The following is a 21,542-nucleotide window of genomic DNA, read 5'->3' as shown; positions in this document are numbered from 1 at the left end:
ATTGTTCAGCAATTTCGACAAATAGCAGTGGTCCGACTGGCGGTTTGAATCCGCAAAGGACATGGCATCGGCATCTATCAAACACGATCAAGGTTCCGTATCGTCAAGTCCGCGACAAGATGGAATGTAACGTCACAATTAAAAAATTTTGCCTCTATTAAATAAGATCAGGCCACAACCTTAGCCAAAGGTGGCAACCAGAAATGGTCTAATAAGGGGGCATAACAGACAGGTTTTATAAAAACGCGGTTTGCGGCAACAGGATCAAGCAGCGTGCATCTCTGTCAGCAAGCCGGGATCGGCAAGAAACTCTTTGTCGGAACAGTCGCGGATGCCCTGACACTTCGGGCTGATATAGAGTAGCTTTGGCTTGTACAAATCCGTCATGTCAAATTCTAGGATCGCTCCAGTCAGCTTTTCTGCAATCACAGCAAGAAGGCTGTGCGGACTTTTGTGCTGCCTTTAGACTTCATTAACGTCGGTCAGAACCAAGCTCATCCCCGTCACGCGCTTCGCGAAACCGTAGGCATCCGTCTCTGCCGCTCAGATTGTCCGACTGAAATGCCTCCGTCGGGACGCAAGGCACGAAAATCTGAGTATCCTTGATAGATACCTTTCGACCAAACTGCTCCATCTATTCGCGCACCCGCTGCAAATCATCAGGATTCAAATAGGGTCAGGTCGGGCATAGAAATGCTAGCGGGCTCTCGGTTCAGCCCGAATAACGCAAGCATAGTTGCTTCATAGAACGGTCCCGAAGCGCCGACATCCTGTACAAACATTCCGATGGCAGAGGCAGTTCGGGTCAGCTCCAACCATCGCGCCTACTTTGCGGCCGAATTGGCGTCATTGGCATAGCGGAATGCGTAACGGCCCGATGGTCAGGATGAAAAACGCCGCAACACAGATCAATTTTCGCCGTGCTGGATCAAGCCATCTTTTCGCCCGCCTTTTGATCCACGCAAATCAGTCCCACCTGCCTTAACCGGCCAAAGTCCGCATAAGCGACATATTTGGCACTTGCAAAGAAACCAATAACATCCATATACCATCCAGACAGATGGAGAAACGCATGAGCAACGTACGACAGCTACGGGACAAGGTTCCTGACAGTGAAAAAATCACGATCAATCTAGGATATGTGGATTTGGGCCGGATCGACCTGCTTGTGCAGGAAGGTTTCTACTCTAACCGCAGTGATTTTATCCGCACCGCAATTCGCAAACAGCTTGATAGTCACGTGGATACCGTCACGAAATCCATTGAACGTCACACGATGGAGCTGGGACTGAGAGACTACTCGCGTGCAGATCTTGAAGCCGTTCAAGCCGCAGGAGAGATCCTGCATGTCAAGGTCGTCGGCCTTGCGCGGATTGATCCAGACGTGACCCCCGAACTTGCGCTTGCCACGATCGGTTCGATTTCGGTTCTGGGCGCACTTCAGGCAAGCTCTGCCATCAAAAAAGCCCTCGCCGACCGCATCAGCTAAGCCCCCTTCCCCCAGATCAAGGATGATCCAAATGAACATTTTCAACGTCGGCGCATGGCGTCCGCCGAGCCATAAATTGCGCGCTGCACGTCTTGGTGCTGCGAACGCTCTTGTTGCCCGTACGCTGGCCGCACATGGTCTGCGCCCGACCTCAGGCCCCAAGCGTAGATCGGGCCAGTCAACAATGACAACCATGCCGGAATCCCTCAACCCGACACCACAGCCGGAAAACGCCTCTGTCTCTCCGATCTCCTCCGGTGCGGTTTTCCGCCAAGAGCAGTATTCCTGCAAAGCCGGAAGCCGCAAATATCGTGTCTACGTGCCCTCAACCGCGGCACAGGGCGTGACAGGGATTGTCGTCATGTTGCACGGGTGCAAGCAGACACCCGAAGATTTCGCCACGGGCACCGGTATGAATGCCCTCGCGGAACAGCACGGGTTTGTCGTGATCTATCCCGGTCAATCTCGTGGGGACAATGCCCAGTCTTGTTGGAACTGGTTCAGTCGGGGCGACCAGCGCCGCGAACGCGGAGAACCGGCCATCCTTGCCGGATTGACGCGGCAGGTTATGGCAGAGTTCAACACGCCTCCCCGGCGGACCTTCGTTGCCGGCTTGTCTGCAGGTGCCGCGATGGCTGTCATCCTTGGGCAAACCCACCCCGACATCTTTGCCGCGGTTGGCGCCCATTCGGGCCTTCCATTCGGCGCAGCAAATAGCGTCCCGTCAGCATTTGCCGCCATGGCTGGCAACGCGATGACTGCTCCGGCTGCGAACGACAACGGGAAAGCCGCCCGCGCCATCGTATTTCATGGCAGCGCCGACAGCGTGGTGCATCCCTCCAACGGTGACCGCATCCATCAAGACGCGCATTCCCGCACCACAGGACAGACCATTGAAACCGAAGAAGAAAACACAGTCTGCGGCCGCCGCGTTAACCGCAGCACAGTTTTGTGTCCAAACGGCGAAAGCTTGGTGGAACACTGGCGTATCGACGGGCTTGGGCATGCGTGGTCGGGCGGCAATCCCAAAGGCTCCTACACGGATGCCAACGGCCCCGATGCCAGCGCGGAAATGATCCGCTTTTTCTTTGAGCCAAGCCACAAGGATACTTGAGATGACAAACATGACGCTAACGTTCGATGCTGTGAGCGAACCGACACCAGGACCAAAATGGCAATCCCGCTGGGACAGGTCCTGGCCTGCTTATGAAGCTTGGTTCATCGGGCGCGGCGGTGATAACGGCCCCACAAAACAGCAGTGCCGCGCGGCCATGCAGCGATATATGCCGGAACTTCTGCCTGTTTATGACAGGCTGGTGATGGTCGCTGGCGGGTCTGATCGGGCTGCGCGATTTTTGTCAACATGGTGTCCGCCCACTTATCTTGGCGGTTGCTCGCTTGCCGCAATTGCTGATGAGACGGACGTGCGGCTTGTGCGGAACTACGATCTGTCACCGGACCTGAACGAAGGGCTGTTGTTGCGCAGTGAATGGCTGGGCCGACCTGTGATGGGGATGGTGGAGTTTATCTGGGGTCTGTCGGACGGCATCAACGATGCAGGCCTCAGCATCGCCTTGGCCTATGGCGGGCGGTCTGAATCCGGCGAAGGGTTCGGGATCACGACCATTCTGCGCTATGTGCTGGAGACCTGTGACACAGTTGAGCAAGCGCTCGACGCGCTGAAACGAGTACCCTCTCACATGGCCTATAATGTCGTCATCGCGGACAAAGCCCGCGCCACCGCCAGCGTCGAACTTTATCCGGGCGGCGGGATAAAGATCATGCCCAAAGCTATCGCAACAAACCACCAAAGTGGCAAAACGGCGGCTGACCGCCCCGCCTTCACCCGCAGCTTCGAGCGGCACGAACACCTTGCGCAAATACGCACCGGGCCGCGTAACCTGAACCGCCAGTTCCTAGAAGCACCACTGCTTCAGGACCGCTATAGCGAGGGTTTCGGCACGCTGTTCACCGCCGAATATGATCCCGAAAAACGTTCCGTGGGCCTGACCCTGCAAGGCGTCCGCTGGGACCAGTCGCTAGAGCAATTCGAAGAAGGTCAGCGCGTTGTGACTTACACCTCCGCGACGGCAATCGCGCCTGCTACGGGTATGGCCGACTGGTCGCAGGCCGCCGGAATTGATTGGGCAGCGGTTGGCCGCGACTATGCCGAAGGGAAAGGGAAACCGATCGAAACATACCTTGCTCAGGCCGAAGCGCGGCATCAAGACGCCGCCTGAATGTGTAACAAGACCGTTGCTGTCATGACGGCAACGGTCGCCTCTATACTCAGCAACCATTATATGGACGACTGGCCAGCAACCATAAGGCAGAGGTTGCTCCATTCGACCGCGCCGGAGCGTCCCCCCCCCCACGACCGGCATCCAAAGGTCCTGTGTTTGATCATCAAAGACGGCAATGTTTCGTTTACGCCGCTGCCTTCCTGACACTGATACATGCTGTCAGTCGTGCCTGTCATCAAAGTTATCTTGCACATGTGTGTGTGTGTCCTAGCGTGTCCAACGCACTATGGCTGGTCTACCCGAAGATAAACGTGCTTTCGCCAAAGCTGCGTGTGTTCATCGACCATCTGCTCGACCGATTGGGCAAGACACCGGTTTGGAACGCCGCTTGAAACAATAATATCCGTAGATGCACGCAGGGTACCGACCGGCCCCTGCGTGCATTTCGCCTTCTATTCGTCTGCCACACAATCCGCGAAATACTGGATGTGGCCATTTTCATCTTCTTCTTGCACAAGCCCGTGAATGTCAGTCTCGAACCCCGGACATTCACGCGCAAAAGCGCGGTTGAACTTGAGATATTCGACGATCTTTGTGTTAAACACCTCACCCGGGATCAGCAGCGGGATACCGGGCGGATAAGGTGTTACGAGACTGGTTGTGATACGTCCCTCAAGATCATCAATCGACACGCGCTGTGTGGTGCGCGCAGCAATACAAGAGAATGCGGCACTTGGCGTCATCTCTGGCGTGTGATCGCTCAGGTACATATCCGTTGACAGACGCGCCACGTCGTACTTGGCATAAAGCGTGTGTACGTGCTGACACATATCGCGCAGGCCCATCTTTTCGTAGCGCGGATGTTTGGCGCAGAATTCGGGCATGCAGCGCCACATGCGCCGGTTCTTGTCATAGTCATCCTTGAACTGCTGCAATTCGGTCAGCAGCGAATTCCAGCGTCCCTTCGTGATGCCGATGGTGAACATGATGAAAAAGCTGTAAAGCCCTGTTTTCTCTACAACAACGCCATGCTCCGCCAGATACTTTGTGACAATCGAGGCCGGAATACCAGTATCTTCAAAGCGGCCGTCAAGGTTGAGGCCGGGCGTAACCAGTGTCGCCTTGATCGGGTCCAGCATGTTAAATCCGGGGGCCATATCGCCAAAGGCGTGCCACGACTCTTCGCCGTCAGCGGGTTGCACCCCTTCGGCGTCGGTTTTCTTGAGCACCCAGTTTTCCGGCGCGTCCACGCCATCTTCGCCCAGCTCTTCCGGTCCCCAGACCTGAAACCACCAGTCTTCATCCCCGTACTCTGCATCCACCTTGCGCATGGCACGACGGAAATCCAAAGACTCAAGAATGCTTTCTTCGACCAGCGCGGTCCCCCCGGGAGGTTCCATCATCGCCGCCGCCACATCGCAGCTGGCGATGATGCTGTATTGCGGGCTGGTGGAGCTGTGCATCAGGTAGGCTTCGTTAAACAGATGGCGGTCCAGCTTGGTGTCCTGACTGTCCTGCACCAAGACCTGGCTGGCCTGACTGATACCGGCCAGCAGTTTGTGAATAGACTGTGTCGCATAGGTGATCGAATGGCCTGGGCGCGCGCGCTTGCGACCCATCGCGTGGAAGTGACCATAAAACGGGTGGAACGCGGCGTGTGGCAGCCATGCCTCATCGAAATGCAGGTTGTCGATATACCCGTCCAACATCTCCTTGATCATTTCGGTGTTATACAAAACGCCGTCATAGGTGGACTGGGTCAGCGTGATGATGCGCGGCTTGACCGTATCGGCATCTACATGCGCCAGCAGAGGGTTGGCGCGGATCTTCTCCCGGATCGCCTCTATGCTGAATTCCGTTTTATGGATCGGGCCGATAATCCCGTAATGGTTGCGCGTCGGCTTCATAAAGACAGGGATCGCGCCCGTCATGATAATGCTGTGCAGTATGGATTTGTGGCAGTTACGGTCCACAACCACCACATCACCGGGGGCGACGGTATGGTGCCAGACCATCTTGTTCGATGTGCTGGTGCCGTTGGTCACGAAAAAGCAATGATCCGCGTTGAAAATCCGCGCCGCGTTGCGCTCGGACGCGCCAATTGCACCGTTGTGATCCAGCAACTGGCCCAGCTCCTCAACCGAGTTGCAGACGTCCGCGCGCAGCATGTTTTCACCGTAAAATTGGTGGTACATCTGGCCGATCGGGCTTTTCAGAAAGGCGACACCACCGGAGTGTCCGGGGCAGTGCCACGAATACGAACCGTCTTCGGCGTAATCCAGCAGCGCCTTGAAGAACGGCGGCTGGATGCCTTCGAGGTATTTCTTTGCGTCCCGAATAATATGGCGGGCGACGAACTCAGGCGTATCCTCGAACATATGGATAAAGCCGTGCAGCTCTCGCAGGATGTCGTTGGGCAAATGCCGCGACGTCTTGGTCTCGCCGTAAATATAAATTGGTACATCCGCGTTTTTCCAGCGGACTTCTTCGATGAAGGTACGCAGGTTCAGCACCGCAGGATCAAGATCCGGACCGGGCGTGAACTCTTCATCGTCGATCGAGAGCACGAAAGCACTGGCGCGCGATTGCTGCTGGGCGAATTGGGACAGATCACCATAGGTGGTGGCCCCCAACACCTCGAACCCTTCGTTCTCGATGGCTTCGGCTATGGCACGAATACCCAGACCGGATGAGTTATCTGAACGGAAGTCCTCGTCGATGATGACGATCGGGAAACGAAATTTCATCAAGCACTCCTGATGCAATAGCAGATGACGGGCAAGGCGCCCTGCCACATCTTATCCCGTCGACACGCGGACTGTTAGGGGCAATTGCAGGCTTACCCTCACGTTTTGCAGCTGCAATCGCATCCGTCATGCCCTTTGCTGATCGCACGTAAGTTTCGCGTAAGGTTGGAATGGTCAAAGGGCCCAAATCAATCGCCAAGGCCTTTACATGACTTCTTTCGCCTCGCTTAAAACCCGCCTGTCCACACTGCGCAATGCATGGCCCCTGTCGCCCCTATCCATCATGGCGCTGACGATCGCCTTCACCTTTATCGCGGATAACAGCACATTCTGGCGCATCGGCAGCGAGATATTCTTGGGTCACTCCATCAGCTTTTTCGCCTATGTCTGCGCCGTCTTCTTTCTGATGCTGGCCTTCTTCAGCTTCTTCAGCTTTCCATGGCTGGTAAAGCCCTTCGGGATGGTCATGCTGCTGACAAGTGCGGTGACATCATACTACATGGACACGCTGGGCGTTATCATTGATCGCGATATGATCCAGAACGTTATGGTGACCACTCTTACCGAATCCAAGCATCTGATCACCTTCGGCTTTATCTCTCAGATCGTCATCTACGGTGTCCTGCCTTCGCTTGTTATCGCCTTCATCAAGGTCAAGCGGACGACGATGATACGCTCCGTCGCGATGCCGGCGCTTAGCCTTGTGATGAGCCTTGCGTTGGCTTCCGGACTTCTGATGAGCGACATGAAATCCTATTCCTCAATCTTGCGCGAACGCAAGGATTTCATGAGCAGTTTCCAGCCCGGTGCGCCGGTGGTCGGTGCCATCCGCTATGCTAAAATGATGCTAGGCACAGCCAACGTCACCGTTGCGGCCATCGGCGAAGACGCTGCCAAGGGGTCGTCATACGACACGACCACGCGACCTCTTTTGACCATTATTGTGGCAGGTGAAACCGCACGTACGCAAAACTTCAGCCTCAACGGCTATGAAGTACCCACCAATACCAAGCTGGAAAAGCTGCCTGTTGTAAGCTTCGCCAATGTGTCCTCGTGCGGGACGGCCACGGCAGTTTCATTGCCCTGCATGTTCTCGAGCTTCAATCGCAGCGGCTATTCCTACGCCAAAGGTGTGTCCAACGAAAACGTGCTTGATGTGCTGACCCGCGCAGGACTGCATGTGGAATGGTGGGACAACAACACAGGCGATAAGGCCATCGCAGACCGCATTCCCACACGGTCGCTGACTCATTCCGAAAACGCCGAGTTCTGCGCAGCAGGGGAATGCATAGACGGCATATTCATGCAGCAACTTGAAGACTATGCGCAGAGCATCACACAAGACACGGTGCTTGTGCTGCACCAGATCGGCAGCCACGGACCAACCTATTATCTGCGCTATCCCGAAGAGTTCGAAAAGTTTTCTCCTGCGTGCCGCACGGCGGAATTCAAGGACTGCACACCGCAAGAGATCACTAACGCCTATGACAACACCATCGCGTACACCGACGAAATTCTGGCCCAGACAATCGCTTTTTTGCAAGCTCAAAAAGACATGGATACGGCACTGCTCTATGTCTCTGATCACGGCGAATCCTTGGGCGAAGGCGGCCTTTACCTACATGGCTCTCCCTACTTCATGGCGCCCGAGTATCAGAACAAAGTACCGATGATCCTATGGATGTCGGACGCGTTCCAGACTCGCGTCGGCCTTAACAAAGCCTGCATGGCCGCACAAAAAGACGCAGCGCTGAGCCATGACAATTTGTTCCACTCATTGCTGGGGATGATGGATATCAAAACCTCGGAACGGAACCCCAAGCTCGACATCTTTGCAACCTGTAAGGATCAAGTGAAAGTATCTTCGAAATGAACGCCCCTCAGACCGCCCCCCGCCAAAAGCCCGAACGGATCACCGGCGTTGCGCATCTATTTGCTGCGGCAGGATATTCCATCGGCGGGCTGCGCAGGCTTTGGCAAGAAACAGCGTTTCGCCACATCAGCCTTGCATTGCCGCTTTGCCTGATCCTGTTCGCCGCTCTGGGCGTAGGAATGTTGGAATACGCTATTTTGCTTGTGCTGTTCTTTGGCCTCATCGCAGTAGAGGCGCTGAATACTGCGATTGAATGTATCGTTGACCATCTTGCTCCACAGTGGGAAGAGTTCGCACGCGATGCCAAAGACCTTGGGTCGCTTGCCACCATGTGTTTGCTCTGCGCCAATGGCGTTTTTCTGGGAACGGTAGTATTCCGATCCCTAGCCTTGAACTGACTGGAAGATACACCATGAATATGCTCAAAATCGTCGCCGTTCCCATGCATAAAGAAGGCCGCAAATTCGTCGCGATCTTCGCCGCGGTGACGCTGCTGCTCGGACTGATCTGGGAGCCGCTTTTCTGGCTGGGCGTCGGGGCGACTGTCTGGTGCTATTACTTCTTTCGTGATCCAGTGCGGGTGATCCCGCAACAGGATGGATTGGTGATCTCTCCTGCCGATGGCGTTGTTTCCCTGATCGAGGAAGTGACCCCCGCCGCTGATCTGGGCCTTGGTGACGCGCCGCTGACGCGGGTCTCTGTTTTCATGAATGTGTTTAACTGCCACGTGAACCGTGCCCCAGTGGCAGGGACTGTGACGAATGTGGTCTACCACCACGGCAAATTCCTGAACGCGTCGCTGGACAAAGCAAGCGAGCATAACGAACGCAACAGCGTCACCATCGAAACCGGCCACGGCGTCCGCATTGGCGTCGTACAGATCGCCGGGCTGGTCGCACGGCGCATCGTGTGTTTCGTAAAGGAAGGTGACACGCTGGGCGCCGGTCACCGCTTTGGCTTGATCCGCTTTGGCAGCCGATTGGATATCTACTTGCCGCTTGGCGTCTCTCCGCTGGTGAGCGTTGGCCAGACAGCCGTCGCAGGCGAGACCATCCTTGCCGATCTTCTGACCCCGAACCTGTCACGGCCAGGCCTACCCGAATGAACACATCATCCCGCATCAAGCTGCGCCATATCGTCCCCAGCGTGGTCACTGTCTTTGCTATCTGTGCAGGCATGACCTCTGTCAGGATGAGCCTGGACGGGCGCATCGAGATGGCATTGTACTTTGTTCTGCTGGCCGTGTTTCTTGATGCTGCCGATGGCAAACTGGCGCGTTTTCTGGACAGTGCCAGCCCCTTCGGCGCAGAGCTCGACACGCTTGCCGATTTCTTCAACTTTGGCATCGTGCCGGGCATGCTGCTTTATAATACGCTCTATATAAACACTGATTTCGCCAGCCTTGGCTGGCTTGCGACACTGGTGCTGGCTGTGTGCTGTGCATTGCGGCTGGCGCGGTTCAACCTGTCCATGCGCGGCGATACTGTGGCGTTGAAGAAAGATGACTACTTTGTCGGCGTCCCGGCCCCCGCGCTGGCCTGTCTGGCGCTCATGCCGATCTTTATGCATCTCAACGGCTTCGAGAACACCGATTTTCCGGTGCTGCGCGCAATCTATATCATCGGTGTGGGGCTTTTGGCGGTTAGCACGATCCCGACAGTTTCGATCAAACACGCCAGCATCAAACGCTCCCACCTGCCCTTTGCCATTGTCACGGCTGTTGTTCTGGTGGTTTGCCTGATGGTCTATCCGTGGTCCACCCTGATCGCCGTCAACGTGATCTATCTGGCTTCACTTCCCCTGTCCTACCGCACGCAGCAAAAGTCGGCCAAGGCCGAGCTGGAGAGCCATGCGCATTCTGCTGATTGAGGACGAAGCCGCATTGGCACGTCCGCTGGCCGAGCATCTGGAGGCCGACCATCACATCGTTGAATGGTTCACGACATTAGATGAAGCAGACAGCGCCCTGCGCGCGCTTGAATACGATGTAGTTCTGCTGGATCTGCAATTGCCAGATGGGGATGGCCTGACCTTTCTCAGCGCGCTGCGGGACCGCCACCTGCGCACTCCGGTGATCATCCTCACCGCGCGCGACAAAATATCGGACCGGATTGACGGGCTGAACCGCGGTGCCGATGACTATGTCATCAAGCCCTTTGATCTGGACGAGGTAAAAGCACGCATCCACACCGTCTGCCGACGCAGCGTCGATCAGATATCCCAAACAGTACAGCTGCGCGACCTCAGCATCAGCCTTACTGACCAAAGCGTACACCGCGCGGGCCAGCCCCTGCGCCTTACCGCCAAAGAATGGTGTATCCTTGAGGCTCTATTGCGCCGGAAATCTAAAATCGTGCCAAAAGAAAGCCTCGAGGCTGCGATTTATGCGTATGGCGAAGAGGTCGAAAGCAACGCCCTTGAGGCCCACATCAGTCGATTGCGCGCGAAACTGGGCAAGGATCTGATCGTCACGCACCGCGGCATGGGCTACAAACTGGATCCATGACGCATAAACCGACCAGCCTGTTTCGCACATTGCTGAAATCTTTGGTCCTTCCGGGTGTGATTGCCATGGGGATCGGTGTGGTGATCGTGCACAACCTCGTCGAAGAAGAATACGACGAACTGCAAGACATCAACCTGATCGGCAAGGCGCAATTGCTGCTGGAAATATTTGAACGTTCGCCCGCAAATGCAGACTTGGACACCTTGATGGCGTTCGAGACGCAACTGCTCGATGCGGAAGAGCAGACACAGTACTGGTTCATGGATTTGGCAGGCCAGACCCTTGCCAAATCTGACGGCGCAACACCGGCCCTGCAACTGGGTAACGTCACCGAGGGTTTAATCACCGCCAACAGCCACCGTTATGCGGTGGTCAGAAGCGACTCCTCCACCGTGATAGTTGCCACCCCCATGGTTGAACGCAATGAGGCGATCCGTGATGTGATCATAGGTACAATCGTCGGGTTTCTCGTGTTGGGTATGTTTTTTGCCGTTGCCGCCTACCGCGCTGCCCGTAAATCGGCCGGCGTGATCGCCCGCCTTAGCGCCAATATCGCGCAAAAAGACGAACACAACCTCACGCCCATCGATCGCCAGAATGCGTTTACCGAGATCGAGCCCGCAATAGATACCCTGGATACGCTGATGATGCGGCTGGATGCCGCCCTCAGCGCCGAGCGTGCTTTTGCCACCAATGCGGCGCATGAATTGCGCACCCCGGTCGCGATCAGTCTTGCTCATGTCCAGCGCCTTAAGGCGCGGTTGCAAGATCAGGCCCTGACAGGCAGCGCCGTCGAGATCGAACTGGGCCTCAAACGCCTTATCCGCCTGATTGAAAGACTGCTGCAAATGTCGCGCGCCCAGTCAGGGCTGGGGATCAATACCGTTCGCGCCGATATCACCCCTGTGATCCGCCTGATGCTGAAAGAACTCCGCGCCCGCGAACCTGACAATTCCAAGCTTGAGATCATACCGCCAACTTCCCCGTGGCAAAGTCGCGTTGATCCCGATGCCATGGGCATTATCCTGAGCAACCTTTTCGATAACGCGCTCAAATACGGCTCTGGCACGCTTCCGGTGGTTGTGGACGCGGGCACGCCCGGGCAGATCATCATCTCGAATGATTGCGAACCACTGACCGCGAGCGATCTGGCTGCGATCAGCGAACGCTACATTCGCAAAACGCCCGGCTCCGAAGGCTTCGGGCTGGGTCTTTCTATCGTTCAGGAGCTTTGCAACCAGTCGGGCTGCCGAGTTGATATCAGCTCTCCTTGCGATGGGGCTGCGCGTGGCTTTATGGCCAAGCTGACAGTTCCGGAAGATATTGGCGCCTGACCGCCAAACCTGCTGCGGCAGCAATTCGCTGATTTCCCGAAAAGAAACCAAACTACCCGATGTTATTGCGATCCCGCAGTGCTATATTTTTAACTGAACACATGAGGATCACTCCATGCGCTTTGCCTCACAACTGGCAGATATCCGATTTGGTTGCGGCTTGTCGCCCGTACACGCCCCCCCTGCTTCGCCAGAGGAAATGCTGGCTGGCCTTCAAAGACCGGACGCTATCGCGCAACAGTTTCCCATTGAGACATTTGAAGTATTTCAAACCCGTATCGCCGAAAGCCAGCGCCTGCTCAAACTGCGCCGTACAAACCGTGGCTCGCCAGAGGCGCTTGCTTCGATCAAGGAGCGGCGATTGTTGAACAAGGATGCAAGGATCGCGCAGGCGGCCTGGCTGGGCCAGCACCTGAACCGCTGGGTCTGGACAGACACCCCGCTGCGTGAACGTCTAAGCCATTTTTGGGCCGATCATTTCACGACCAAAGGCAAAGCAGGGATCATGCGGCGTGCGCCCTCTCCCTATCTCGAAACAGCGATCCGGCCGCGGATCAACGGGCTTTTTGAAGATATGCTTCTGGCCACGGTGCTGCACCCCCTGATGATCCACTATCTGGACCAGCAAAAGTCGATTGGCCCGAATTCACCTCGCGCCCTGAAGGGAGGCAAGGCCAACGGCCTGAACGAAAACCTCGCTCGTGAAGTGTTGGAACTGCATACGCTGGGGGTGAACGGCCCCTACACCCAAAACGACGTACGCGAACTGGCGGAACTGCTGACAGGCGTGACGAGTAGCAAAACCTTGGATCTCAAATTCCGCAAAGACTTCGCCGAGCCGGGCAGTGAAACTGTCCTGAACAAAACCTATGGCGGCGGTCAGGCCCATATCAGGGATGTGCAGGCTGTGTTGCGGGATTTGGCCCGCCATCCAGCGACAGCGCGACATCTGGCGTGGAAGATGGCTGTGCATTTTGTCGGTGATACGCCAGACACCGCGTTGGTTGATGCTTTGGCGGCGCGCTATATGGACACGGGCGGTGATCTGGGCGCTGTATCAACCGCGCTACTGGAGCATCCTGCCGCATGGGATGCCCCGCGCACAAATGTGAAGCCGCCGTTGCATTTCGTAGGGTCGGCTTTGCGCGCACTTGCAGTGCCATCCGAAAGCATTTCAGCGCTAGAAGAGAAGACGGTCCGCAAAAATTTGATCAGGCCGATGGCGCAAATGGGCCATTTTTGGGAAAAGCCGATTGGCCCCGATGGCCTGCCTGAGGAGGATACCGCATGGATTGCCCCTCAAGGGGTCGCGGCCCGCCTGCAATGGGCAATCACTGTCCCCCAGTCATTGATGCCGGACCTGCCTGATCCTCGTGACTTTGTGCACACCGCACTTGGTGAATTCTCGACACCGGCTGTCGTTTTCGCAGCAAATGCCGCCGAAAGCCGGTGGGACGGCGTTGGCCTTGTGCTGGCTTCTCCTGCCTTTCAAAGGACATGACACGATGACGCATAGCCTTAACCGACGCACGTTTCTTACCCGCTCAGCGCTGATTGGCTGCTCTTTGGCCGCCAGTCCGCTGATGACGCCTGTCAGCCTTGCTGCTGCCCCCGGAGATAACAGACTTGTCGTTATCTTGCTGCGCGGCGGCATGGACGGGCTGGACGTTGTGCGCCCCTACGGTGATCCCGCCTATGCCGCCCTGCGCGGAGATGTCGGGTTGAGCGATCCGGAAGGTGCTGTTGATCTGGACGGCTACTTTGCCCTTCACCCTGCCCTGCGCCCGCTTATGCCGCTTTGGCAGAACGGCCAGCTTGGTTTTGCGAATGCTGTCTCGACCCCGTACCGTGACAAGCGCAGCCATTTCGACGGTCAGGACCTTCTGGAGGCTGGATTGAATGATCTTGATCACGGCACAGCCCGCGACGGCTGGCTCAACCGGGTGCTCCAGCACTTGCCGGGCAGCTCTGCCGAGACGGCCTATGCCGTCGGGCAGGACCCGTTGTTGGTGCTGGACGGTCCTGCCAAGATCCAGCGTTGGTCACCCGAAGCGGATCTGGCCCTAAGTCCGCAGGCCATCGAACTGGCGCGACTGATCATGGCCGATGACCCGCAATTTAGCGCCGCGCTGACGCAAGCACTGGAAATTTCGGACGGTGACGGCGACCGTGTCGCGACGTTGGGTACACCGGACGATATGATGGCGATGGCCGATAACACGCCTAAGAAGGGCAAAAAAACCTCGACCGAGAAAAGCATAGCGGAGTTCATTGGAAAGCGGCTGCGCGAAGATACACGCATCGCCAGCTTTTCCATCAACGGCTGGGATACCCACTCTAAACAGTCACGGACTTTACCAAATGCGCTGAGCCGCCTGTCCGAAGCGATTCTGACGCTGCAAAGCACGATGGCTGGTCCGGTCTGGAACAAGACCACAGTCGTGGCCGTGACCGAATTTGGCCGAACCGCAAGGATCAACGGCACAGGCGGATCGGATCATGGAACTGGCGGGCTGATGGTAATGGCCGGCGGCGCGTTGCGCGGCGGCAAGGTCATGGGTGATTGGCCCGGTCTGGACGAGGCCCAGCTGTACGCACGCCGCGATCTGATGCCGACACGCGATGTGCGTGCCTATCTGGGATGGTTGCTGCACAGTCAATTCGGCCTACCCGCCTCAACACTGGAGACAACCATTTTCCCCGGTCTTGATCTGGGCGATAATCCCGGCCTGCTACGCTAAGAAGCCAGTACAAACAAAAAAGGGGCCGCCCGAAGGCGACCCCTTTGTCAATCTCAAAGCAGTTGGGCCTAGCCCACCAGTTCCAGACCGGAGAAGAAATACGCGATTTCGATCTCGGCTGTTTCTGGCGCGTCGGAACCGTGAACAGAGTTTTCGCCAACAGATTCTGCGAACTCGGCGCGGATGGTGCCTGCTTCGGCATCTGCCGGGTTTGTTGCGCCCATAACTTCGCGGTTTTTCGCGATGGCGTTTTCGCCTTCCAGAACCTGGCAAACGATTGGCGCGGAGGCCATGAATTCGCACAGTTCGTCATAGAAAGGACGCTCTGCGTGTACTTTGTAGAACTCGCCAGCTTGTGCTTTTGTCAGGTGAATACGCTTGGATGCGACGATGCGCAGACCTGCGTCTTCGAATTTCTTGGCAATCGCGCCTGTCAGGTTGCGGCGTGTTGCGTCTGGTTTGATGATCGAGAATGTGCGCTCAAGAGCCATGGGTCGTCTCCTATAGGGTGTTGAATTTGCCGCTCCCTAGCATGGCCCCTGCCACATGAAAAGCGGCGATTGACGCCGCGCCCTACATCGGTCACACCGCGCGCATGCTACGTATATCAGAGATCAATTATTCCGTCGAAGGTCGCCCCCTCTTTGAAGAGGCCAGCGCCGTCATCCCAGAGGGCCATAAAGTGGGTCTCGTGGGCCGCAATGGTGCGGGTAAAACAACGCTGTTCCGCATCATCCGCGGAGAGCTAGGTCTTGACGCGGGCGAGATCAGCCTGCCCAGCCGCGCCAAGATCGGCGGCGTGGCCCAAGAGGTCCCCTCCTCTGATGTCTCGCTGATTGACACGGTGCTGGCCGCCGATGTCGAACGCGCCAGCCTGATGACCGAGGCAGAAAGCGCAAAAGACCCCGGCCGCATCGCCGACATTCAGGCTCGTCTGGCCGATATCGACGCATGGTCTGCCGAAGGCCGTGCCGCGAGCATCCTCAAAGGTCTGGGTTTTGACGACGATGACCAGCAACAGCCCTGTTCCGCATATTCAGGTGGTTGGCGCATGCGCGTGGCCCTTGCCGGCGTTCTGTTCGCCCAGCCCGACCTGCTGCTGCTCGACGAGCCGACGAACTACCTTGATCTTGAGGGCGCTCTCTGGCTTGAGAATTATCTGTCCAAATACCCCCACACGGTCATCATCATCAGCCACGATCGTGGCCTGCTGAACCGCGCTGTGGGTGGCATCCTGCACCTTGAGGACAAAAAGCTCACGTATTATCAAGGCAACTACGACCAGTTCGCCAAGATGCGCGCAGAGAAACGGGCGCAGCTGACCGCGCAGGCCAAAAAACAACAGGCCCACAAGGCACACATGCAAGCCTTTGTTGACCGTTTCAAAGCCAAAGCTTCGAAAGCCAAGCAGGCGCAGTCGCGGATGAAAGCCATTGAAAAGATGGTGACAATCACTCCGCCAGAAGAGGCCGCCCGCAAGGTATTCACCTTCCCGCAACCTGATGAGCTGTCACCGCCGATTATCAGCATCGAAGGCGGCTCGACCGGTTATACCGAAGGTCAGCCCGTCTTGTCGCGCCTGAACCTGCGCATCGACCAAGACGACCGCATCGCCCTGCTGGGCAAAAACGGTCAGGGTAAATCGACCCTGTCCAAGCTGCTGTCGAACCGTCTGGTGTTGTTCGAAGGCAAAGCGGTAAATTCCAACAAGCTGCGCATCGGCTTTTTCGCGCAGCATCAGGTGGATGAGTTGATCATCGACGAAACGCCGCTGCAACACATGATCACAGCGCGCCCCGGCGTGCTGCAATCCAAACTGCGCGCGCAACTGGCCGGCTTTGGCCTTGGACCGGATCAGGCGGATACCGCTGTGGGCCGCCTGTCAGGTGGGCAGAAGGCGCGTCTATCGTTGCTGCTGGCCACACTGGACGCCCCGCACCTGCTGATCCTCGATGAGCCGACCAACCACCTTGATATCGAAAGCCGCGAAGCGCTGGTTGAGGCGCTTACGCGCTATTCGGGCGCTGTGATTCTTGTCAGCCACGACATGCACCTGTTGTCGATGGTGGCGGACCGACTGTGGCTTGTGTCGGACGGCACCGTAAAACCTTACGAAGACGATCTGGAAGCCTACCGTAAAATGCTGCTGACGGTGGAAAAGCCGATCCGCAAAAACATGGCCCCCAAGGAAGCCCCTAAGCCCAAGCGCGCCAGCCGCGAAGACGTGTTGGCCCTGCGCGGCGAAGTGCGCACATCCGAAGCACGCGTCGCCAAGATCAACGAGATGCGCGACAAGCTGGCCAAGAAACTTGCCGATCCGGCCCTTTACGAAAAGGACAAAGTCGGCGAACTTGAAGTCTGGAACAAGAAGTACGCCGAAGTGATGCAAGCGCTGGAACGCGCCGAAAGCATCTGGATGGGTGCCCTTGAAAAGCTGGAGAAAGCCGAAGCATGATGATCGATACCGCCTATATGATCACCGCGTTTGTGACATTGTTGGTGGTAATCGATCCTGTTGCTATTGCGCCTATCTTTCTTGCGCTGACTCCGAACATGACGCCCAAACAGCGCTCCAACATCGCGCTGCGGGCGGTGCTGGTGGCTGGCTTGGTGCTGGCGCTTTTTGCATTTTTCGGGAAGGCCGTTCTGGATTTCATCGGTATCTCCATGGCCGCCTTCCGTGTTGCCGGTGGGATTTTGCTGTTTCTCACCGCTATGGACATGCTGTTTGAACGGCGCACGAAACGGCGCGAAGACAGCTCGGAAGCCGACGAGACAGAGCATCACGATCCGTCCGTCTTTCCCATCGCAATCCCGCTTGTGGCAGGCCCCGGCGCCATCGCCTCTGTGATCCTGCTGGTGGGCGAAAAGCCAGGTGGTGAAGGGTTGGTTACCATCCTTGGTATCACCACCGTCATCCTGATGATCATGTATGTGATGTTGCGTCTGTCCAGCAGGCTGGAGAAAGCCATGGGCAAGGTCGTCATCAATGTCATCACACGCGTACTGGGCATGCTGCTTGCTGCGCTGTCGGTTCAGTTTGTTCTTGATGGTCTTGCCGAATACGGATTTGTCACCGCGCTTGGATAACCGCGCGCTGCCCCTATATTGAGCGTAAGCGATAGGAGCCTTCTTATGACATCGGACGATACTGCCAGCCTGATCTATTTGGTGTTGCTCGCCTGTGCTGTTGGCGGGTGGTTCATTGTGCAGAACCGTGATGGCATGGCCAAGATGCTGCAACAAGCGATGATCTGGGGCTTTCTGTTTCTGGGTGTGATCGCAGCCTACGGGCTGTGGAACGACGTACAGCGGCAGACCATGAACAACCAAATGCTACAACTGGGCAACGGCCAAATCGCCGTCCCGCGGCAAGCTGACGGGCATTATTACCTCTCGCTTGCGATCAACGGTGAAAATATCCGTTTTGTGGTGGATACTGGCGCGACTAACATGGTGTTGACCCGCGATGATGCCCGCCGCGCGGGTCTGGAGGTTGAGACGCTTAATTTTATCGGCACAGCCAACACCGCCAACGGAACCGTGCGCACGGCGCCCGTGCGTTTGAATACGGTGCGTTTGGGTGACATCACCGACACGGACGTGTACGCCTCTGTGAACGGCGGCGCGATGGATGGATCGCTTCTGGGTATGGGATACCTCGAAAAATGGGGCCGTATCGAAATATCTGGCGGTGAACTGCGATTGACGCGTTGATGAGGCCACTAGGATTTAAGGAGCAGTACGTTTGCTAGACTGGTTATTTGGACCGGCGTTTGCCATGGCTATCGTTTTTCAAGGCGACAGCGATATCAGCGCGACCAGTCTATCCTTTGCGGAGGATGCAAACGTATGTTTGCGCGGACCCTATGAGAACTGCCAAACCGCAAGCTGTAAAGGCGTCAACGAGGGGCAGCTGGCCTTGGATGTCGAAACAGACTCCGCTGCGCAAAGCATAATCTTTTCGGGACAAGTCATTGTGTCAGCAGCAAGGACCGAAAAATCCGTGCAGATGTTTCCACAATGCGTATCGCTGGCGAAGGGATCTATTATCCGGTTTCGTAAATCAGACGAACGTCGCCACAGTGTGATGCTTGGTCTGATAATGGACGACGCAAGCTAGCTAGATCAGCGCCATGCGCTCTGCGCGCTCCGCATCGGGAAAAGGACGATACAGGGCGATGTCAACTTCGCCTACCATCTGGTGTACAGTGGTATAAAGCCGCTCCACCTGTTCGCCGCCATTCGCGGTAAAGCGAAATGCCTGATCCAGTTGTGTCAGGTTTTCAACCTCGACCTCCAGAAGAAAATCCCGCGCACGTGGCGCGCCAAAGCCCAATTTCCGGCGGCACAGTCGCCACGAAACGATCACACCGCCGGACTTTAGATGCTCCATCCAGACCTCTACCGCCGCAGCAAAGGCCAACGCCTTTGAATCGTCGCGAAGATCAATTGAACACTGATAGAAATTCATACACGCCCCCGAAAAGCTGATGGGTCATGTGTTGCAGAGGAAGGCTACCAAACCGTTAAGGCGCGAAATCCTTATGCTTCTGCCTTTTTCTGCCAACGTCCGTCTTCTTCGGCCCAATACTGCGCCTTCACGCCTGCCGCTGTCAGGGCCTTCCATTGGCTGCGTGCGTGGCCCAATTGCACGTCATCATAGCCATCAAACAGAATGCAAACCCGTTCCATCGCGGCGACATCATCCGCGCTTACATCAGCGGCATGAACCGCCATCAGACATTGCGGAGCATTGACCGGAGCGGTGCCGGTGCCCAAAAGCACCGGCTGCAGCGCGTCATGCGTGCCCCCCTCCAAACCATGCGGCAGAAAGCTGTCCTCTGGCCCAAGCCAGAGCGCAGCATCAAGCGCTTCCAGCCCGTTGCGCTGGGTGCCGCGCACCGCAACACGCCAGCCCGCAGACAGGGATTTGTCCACCAACATGCGCAGCGTATCCACCAGTGTTTTCTCTCGGAGCTGATAGAACATTGCCACGCTCATTACTTTCACTCCGCCTCGTAATTATCTGCAATCAAACGATTAAGAGACGCAACACCCCATCCGGTCGCACCAACTGGCGCAAGCGCTGTCTCAGACTTGACCGATGCGACACCAGCAATATCAAGGTGGATCCATGGACAGTCTTCTTTCACAAACCGCTGCAGGAACTGGGCTGCCGTGATGCTGCCTGCGGGACGTCCGCCTACGTTTTTCATGTCCGCGATCCGGCTCTTCAGCAGATCATCATAGGCTTGGCCCAGTGGCATCCGCCATGCGCCTTCGCCCTCGGCTTCTGCCGCCTTAAGGAAGTCGTTACAGAATGAAGTGTTGTTAGAGAAAACGCCCGCGTTTTCATGACCAAGACCAACGATGATCGCGCCTGTCAGCGTTGCGAGATCAATCATCGCAGCTGGTTTGTACTTTTCCTGCGCGTACCACATCACATCGCATAGCACCAAACGCCCCTCGGCATCGGTGTTGATGTTTTCAACCGTGTCACCCTTCATGGTCTTAATCACATCACCGGGGCGCGTGGCCTTGCCGGAAGGCATGTTTTCGACAATCCCGATGATGCCAACAACATTGGCCTTTGCACCACGTAGGGCCAGCGTACGCATCACACCGGCCACCACCGCAGAGCCGCCCATATCCATGGTCATTTCTTCCATACCGGCGCTGGGTTTGAGCGAAATCCCGCCAGTATCGAACACCACGCCCTTACCGACCAGCGCCAAAGGTGCATCACCTTTCTTGCCACCGTCCCAATGCATCGCCACGACATAGGATGGGCTGTCAGAGCCTTGCCCAACAGACAAAAGCGTTCTCATTCCGAGCTTTGCCAGCGCTTTTTCATCCAGAACCTCAACCTTGAGACCAAGGCTCTCCATCTCTTTGAGACGTTCAGCGTAGTTCGTTGTGGTCAAGACGTTGGCAGGTTCATTCGTCAGATCACGGGTAAGATGCGCCCCCTGCGCCACCGCCATCAAAGGCGCCGCAGCGGCCTCAAGCTCATCCGGTTTGCCGTGCATCACCTTCAGGCCACCGCTCCGCTTGTCGTCGGCCGTTTTGTGATCCGTAAAGACGTAATCGCGCATGGCAAAACCGAAGATGACTTCTTCTGCGCGGCGCAACGAGGCACAGAGCATGAGCGTGTCAGCCTTGCCGCCGCGTGTTTTGGCCAGCATAGCGCCGGCTTTCCGCGCAACCTTACCTTTCGCGTTGCGCGCCAGCCGCACCACATCAACTGCGTCCGCTTTCATGCCCGCAGGAAAGCCAATGCTCCCCGCCTCGCCGTCTTTCATCTTTTCCCAACGCGCGCTTTCCACCAGCCGCGCAACCGCCCCCTTTGTCAGGCGATTCACGCGACGTGCAGCCAAATCCATCTTACCCTCGGCATCCACAAAGACGGCAACGCGTCCCTCATGTGCTGCAATGGCGTCCAGGTCGGTTTCGGCAAAAGATATGGCGGTCAGATTGTTCATGGGATGTCCCTTTGGATTTCTGCTTTCCCAAGACCTAGCGTGCCGGACAGCCCAAGACCAGATATGAGTTTTCTGCCCCTCCGGTTTGGGCTAAGATCAGCGAAATCGCCGTCAGAGCAAGACA

The 21,542-nt window shown here is 56.6% G+C and carries 21 protein-coding genes; 15 read left to right on the top strand and 6 right to left on the bottom strand.

The genetic code is table 11. From position 1 onward, the window contains the following. Positions 1-264: 264 nt before the first annotated feature. Positions 265-387 carry a hypothetical protein gene (locus tag K3757_RS08105; protein WP_260000909.1) on the bottom strand — a complete coding sequence of 41 codons (123 nt, stop codon included), beginning with the start codon at positions 385-387 and terminating at the stop codon, positions 265-267. Between the two features lie 685 nt (positions 388-1,072). Here K3757_RS08105 and K3757_RS08100 point away from each other — a divergent pair. Genes K3757_RS08100 through K3757_RS08090 form a run of 3 tightly spaced genes read left to right on the top strand, consistent with a single transcriptional unit; the run spans position 1,073 to position 3,729 of the window. After that, positions 1,073-1,489, top strand: coding sequence for a CopG family transcriptional regulator (locus K3757_RS08100; RefSeq protein WP_260000906.1), 417 nt, complete (start codon positions 1,073-1,075; stop codon positions 1,487-1,489). A 31-nt stretch (positions 1,490-1,520) separates the two neighbouring features. Continuing rightward, positions 1,521-2,603 carry a PHB depolymerase family esterase gene (locus tag K3757_RS08095; RefSeq protein ID WP_260000904.1) on the top strand — a complete coding sequence of 361 codons (1,083 nt, stop codon included), beginning with the start codon at positions 1,521-1,523 and terminating at the stop codon, positions 2,601-2,603. Between the two features lies 1 nt (position 2,604). After that, positions 2,605-3,729 (top strand): C45 family autoproteolytic acyltransferase/hydolase, encoded by a 1,125-nt coding sequence (locus tag K3757_RS08090; RefSeq protein ID WP_260000902.1) that lies wholly within the window; start codon positions 2,605-2,607, stop codon positions 3,727-3,729. A 455-nt stretch (positions 3,730-4,184) separates the two neighbouring features. On the opposite strand, the gene K3757_RS08085 is transcribed toward K3757_RS08090, so the two are convergent. Beyond that, a complete protein-coding gene (locus tag K3757_RS08085; protein WP_260000900.1) occupies positions 4,185-6,479 on the bottom strand; it encodes an arginine/lysine/ornithine decarboxylase in 2,295 nt (764 codons plus the stop codon). 208 nt (positions 6,480-6,687) lie between these two features. On the opposite strand from K3757_RS08085, the gene K3757_RS08080 reads away from it, so the two are divergent. The 8 genes from K3757_RS08080 (at position 6,688) to K3757_RS08045 (ending at position 14,933) form a co-directional block, all read left to right on the top strand. Further along, positions 6,688-8,352 carry a phosphoethanolamine transferase gene (locus K3757_RS08080; RefSeq protein ID WP_260000898.1) on the top strand — a complete coding sequence of 555 codons (1,665 nt, stop codon included), beginning with the start codon at positions 6,688-6,690 and terminating at the stop codon, positions 8,350-8,352. Further along, complete coding sequence (locus K3757_RS08075; protein WP_260000896.1) at positions 8,349-8,750, top strand: diacylglycerol kinase; 402 nt, start codon at positions 8,349-8,351, stop codon at positions 8,748-8,750. Before K3757_RS08080 ends, K3757_RS08075 begins: the two co-directional genes overlap by 4 nt. A 14-nt stretch (positions 8,751-8,764) precedes the next feature. Beyond that, complete coding sequence (locus K3757_RS08070; RefSeq protein WP_260000893.1) at positions 8,765-9,457, top strand: phosphatidylserine decarboxylase; 693 nt, start codon at positions 8,765-8,767, stop codon at positions 9,455-9,457. Next, positions 9,454-10,221: a phosphatidylcholine/phosphatidylserine synthase gene (locus tag K3757_RS08065; RefSeq protein ID WP_260000891.1), complete on the top strand. Its 768-nt coding sequence runs from the start codon at positions 9,454-9,456 to the stop codon at positions 10,219-10,221. Before K3757_RS08070 ends, K3757_RS08065 begins: the two co-directional genes overlap by 4 nt. Further along, the gene (locus K3757_RS08060) at positions 10,202-10,858 is read left to right on the top strand and encodes a response regulator transcription factor (RefSeq protein ID WP_260000889.1); all 657 of its coding nucleotides are present in this window, start codon (positions 10,202-10,204) and stop codon (positions 10,856-10,858) included. The genes K3757_RS08065 and K3757_RS08060 overlap by 20 nt, the downstream gene beginning before the upstream one ends. Next, a complete protein-coding gene (locus K3757_RS08055; RefSeq protein WP_260000887.1) occupies positions 10,855-12,192 on the top strand; it encodes a HAMP domain-containing sensor histidine kinase in 1,338 nt (445 codons plus the stop codon). The genes K3757_RS08060 and K3757_RS08055 overlap by 4 nt, the downstream gene beginning before the upstream one ends. A gap of 115 nt (positions 12,193-12,307) precedes the next feature. Continuing rightward, entirely contained in the window at positions 12,308-13,693 is a 1,386-nt protein-coding gene (locus tag K3757_RS08050; protein WP_260000885.1) for a DUF1800 family protein, read from the top strand. Between the two features lie 4 nt (positions 13,694-13,697). Continuing rightward, positions 13,698-14,933 (top strand): DUF1501 domain-containing protein, encoded by a 1,236-nt coding sequence (locus tag K3757_RS08045; protein ID WP_260000883.1) that lies wholly within the window; start codon positions 13,698-13,700, stop codon positions 14,931-14,933. 68 nt (positions 14,934-15,001) lie between these two features. On the opposite strand, the gene ndk is transcribed toward K3757_RS08045, so the two are convergent. Then, the gene (gene ndk / locus K3757_RS08040; protein WP_260000881.1) at positions 15,002-15,424 is read right to left on the bottom strand and encodes a nucleoside-diphosphate kinase; all 423 of its coding nucleotides are present in this window, start codon (positions 15,422-15,424) and stop codon (positions 15,002-15,004) included. 104 nt (positions 15,425-15,528) lie between these two features. On the opposite strand from ndk, the gene K3757_RS08035 reads away from it, so the two are divergent. From K3757_RS08035 to K3757_RS08020, 4 genes are all read left to right on the top strand, one after another. After that, a complete protein-coding gene (locus K3757_RS08035) occupies positions 15,529-17,388 on the top strand; it encodes an ABC-F family ATP-binding cassette domain-containing protein (RefSeq protein ID WP_260000879.1) in 1,860 nt (619 codons plus the stop codon). Continuing rightward, positions 17,385-18,023, top strand: coding sequence for a MarC family protein (locus tag K3757_RS08030; RefSeq protein WP_260000877.1), 639 nt, complete (start codon positions 17,385-17,387; stop codon positions 18,021-18,023). Before K3757_RS08035 ends, K3757_RS08030 begins: the two co-directional genes overlap by 4 nt. Before the next feature lie 45 nt (positions 18,024-18,068). Beyond that, positions 18,069-18,650, top strand: coding sequence for a TIGR02281 family clan AA aspartic protease (locus K3757_RS08025; protein ID WP_260000875.1), 582 nt, complete (start codon positions 18,069-18,071; stop codon positions 18,648-18,650). A gap of 64 nt (positions 18,651-18,714) precedes the next feature. After that, the gene (locus K3757_RS08020) at positions 18,715-19,056 is read left to right on the top strand and encodes a hypothetical protein (protein ID WP_260000872.1); all 342 of its coding nucleotides are present in this window, start codon (positions 18,715-18,717) and stop codon (positions 19,054-19,056) included. Here K3757_RS08020 and K3757_RS08015 read toward each other — a convergent pair whose 3' ends face one another. The 3 genes from K3757_RS08015 to K3757_RS08005 all read right to left on the bottom strand — a co-directional run bounded on the left by K3757_RS08015 (position 19,057) and on the right by K3757_RS08005 (position 21,418). After that, positions 19,057-19,407 carry a DUF6614 family protein gene (locus K3757_RS08015; RefSeq protein ID WP_260000870.1) on the bottom strand — a complete coding sequence of 117 codons (351 nt, stop codon included), beginning with the start codon at positions 19,405-19,407 and terminating at the stop codon, positions 19,057-19,059. Between the two features lie 71 nt (positions 19,408-19,478). Beyond that, the gene (locus K3757_RS08010) at positions 19,479-19,937 is read right to left on the bottom strand and encodes a DNA polymerase III subunit chi (RefSeq protein WP_260000868.1); all 459 of its coding nucleotides are present in this window, start codon (positions 19,935-19,937) and stop codon (positions 19,479-19,481) included. 5 nt (positions 19,938-19,942) lie between these two features. Beyond that, positions 19,943-21,418 carry a leucyl aminopeptidase gene (locus K3757_RS08005; protein ID WP_260000866.1) on the bottom strand — a complete coding sequence of 492 codons (1,476 nt, stop codon included), beginning with the start codon at positions 21,416-21,418 and terminating at the stop codon, positions 19,943-19,945. Positions 21,419-21,542 lie beyond the last annotated feature (124 nt).

The sequence above is a fragment of the Sulfitobacter sp. S223 genome, from assembly GCF_025143825.1.
GTDB lineage: Bacteria > Pseudomonadota > Alphaproteobacteria > Rhodobacterales > Rhodobacteraceae > Sulfitobacter.
The sequence above is the reverse complement of the archived record's forward strand: the minus strand, read 5'-3'. Positions and strand labels throughout refer to the sequence as shown.

Excerpts from the sequence above, each read along its gene's own strand:
- K3757_RS08105 (WP_260000909.1), bottom strand. The coding sequence starts at position 387 with ATGACGGATTTGTACAAGCCAAAGCTACTCTATATCAGCCCGAAGTGT.
- K3757_RS08100 (WP_260000906.1), top strand. The coding sequence starts at position 1,073 with ATGAGCAACGTACGACAGCTACGGGACAAGGTTCCTGACAGTGAAAAA.
- K3757_RS08095 (WP_260000904.1), top strand. The coding sequence starts at position 1,521 with ATGAACATTTTCAACGTCGGCGCATGGCGTCCGCCGAGCCATAAATTG.
- K3757_RS08090 (WP_260000902.1), top strand. The coding sequence starts at position 2,605 with ATGACAAACATGACGCTAACGTTCGATGCTGTGAGCGAACCGACACCA.
- K3757_RS08085 (WP_260000900.1), bottom strand. The coding sequence starts at position 6,479 with ATGAAATTTCGTTTCCCGATCGTCATCATCGACGAGGACTTCCGTTCA.
- K3757_RS08080 (WP_260000898.1), top strand. The coding sequence starts at position 6,688 with ATGACTTCTTTCGCCTCGCTTAAAACCCGCCTGTCCACACTGCGCAAT.
- K3757_RS08075 (WP_260000896.1), top strand. The coding sequence starts at position 8,349 with ATGAACGCCCCTCAGACCGCCCCCCGCCAAAAGCCCGAACGGATCACC.
- K3757_RS08070 (WP_260000893.1), top strand. The coding sequence starts at position 8,765 with ATGAATATGCTCAAAATCGTCGCCGTTCCCATGCATAAAGAAGGCCGC.
- K3757_RS08065 (WP_260000891.1), top strand. The coding sequence starts at position 9,454 with ATGAACACATCATCCCGCATCAAGCTGCGCCATATCGTCCCCAGCGTG.
- K3757_RS08060 (WP_260000889.1), top strand. The coding sequence starts at position 10,202 with ATGCGCATTCTGCTGATTGAGGACGAAGCCGCATTGGCACGTCCGCTG.
- K3757_RS08055 (WP_260000887.1), top strand. The coding sequence starts at position 10,855 with ATGACGCATAAACCGACCAGCCTGTTTCGCACATTGCTGAAATCTTTG.
- K3757_RS08050 (WP_260000885.1), top strand. The coding sequence starts at position 12,308 with ATGCGCTTTGCCTCACAACTGGCAGATATCCGATTTGGTTGCGGCTTG.
- K3757_RS08045 (WP_260000883.1), top strand. The coding sequence starts at position 13,698 with ATGACGCATAGCCTTAACCGACGCACGTTTCTTACCCGCTCAGCGCTG.
- ndk (WP_260000881.1), bottom strand. The coding sequence starts at position 15,424 with ATGGCTCTTGAGCGCACATTCTCGATCATCAAACCAGACGCAACACGC.
- K3757_RS08035 (WP_260000879.1), top strand. The coding sequence starts at position 15,529 with ATGCTACGTATATCAGAGATCAATTATTCCGTCGAAGGTCGCCCCCTC.
- K3757_RS08030 (WP_260000877.1), top strand. The coding sequence starts at position 17,385 with ATGATGATCGATACCGCCTATATGATCACCGCGTTTGTGACATTGTTG.
- K3757_RS08025 (WP_260000875.1), top strand. The coding sequence starts at position 18,069 with ATGACATCGGACGATACTGCCAGCCTGATCTATTTGGTGTTGCTCGCC.
- K3757_RS08020 (WP_260000872.1), top strand. The coding sequence starts at position 18,715 with ATGGCTATCGTTTTTCAAGGCGACAGCGATATCAGCGCGACCAGTCTA.
- K3757_RS08015 (WP_260000870.1), bottom strand. The coding sequence starts at position 19,407 with ATGAATTTCTATCAGTGTTCAATTGATCTTCGCGACGATTCAAAGGCG.
- K3757_RS08010 (WP_260000868.1), bottom strand. The coding sequence starts at position 19,937 with ATGAGCGTGGCAATGTTCTATCAGCTCCGAGAGAAAACACTGGTGGAT.
- K3757_RS08005 (WP_260000866.1), bottom strand. The coding sequence starts at position 21,418 with ATGAACAATCTGACCGCCATATCTTTTGCCGAAACCGACCTGGACGCC.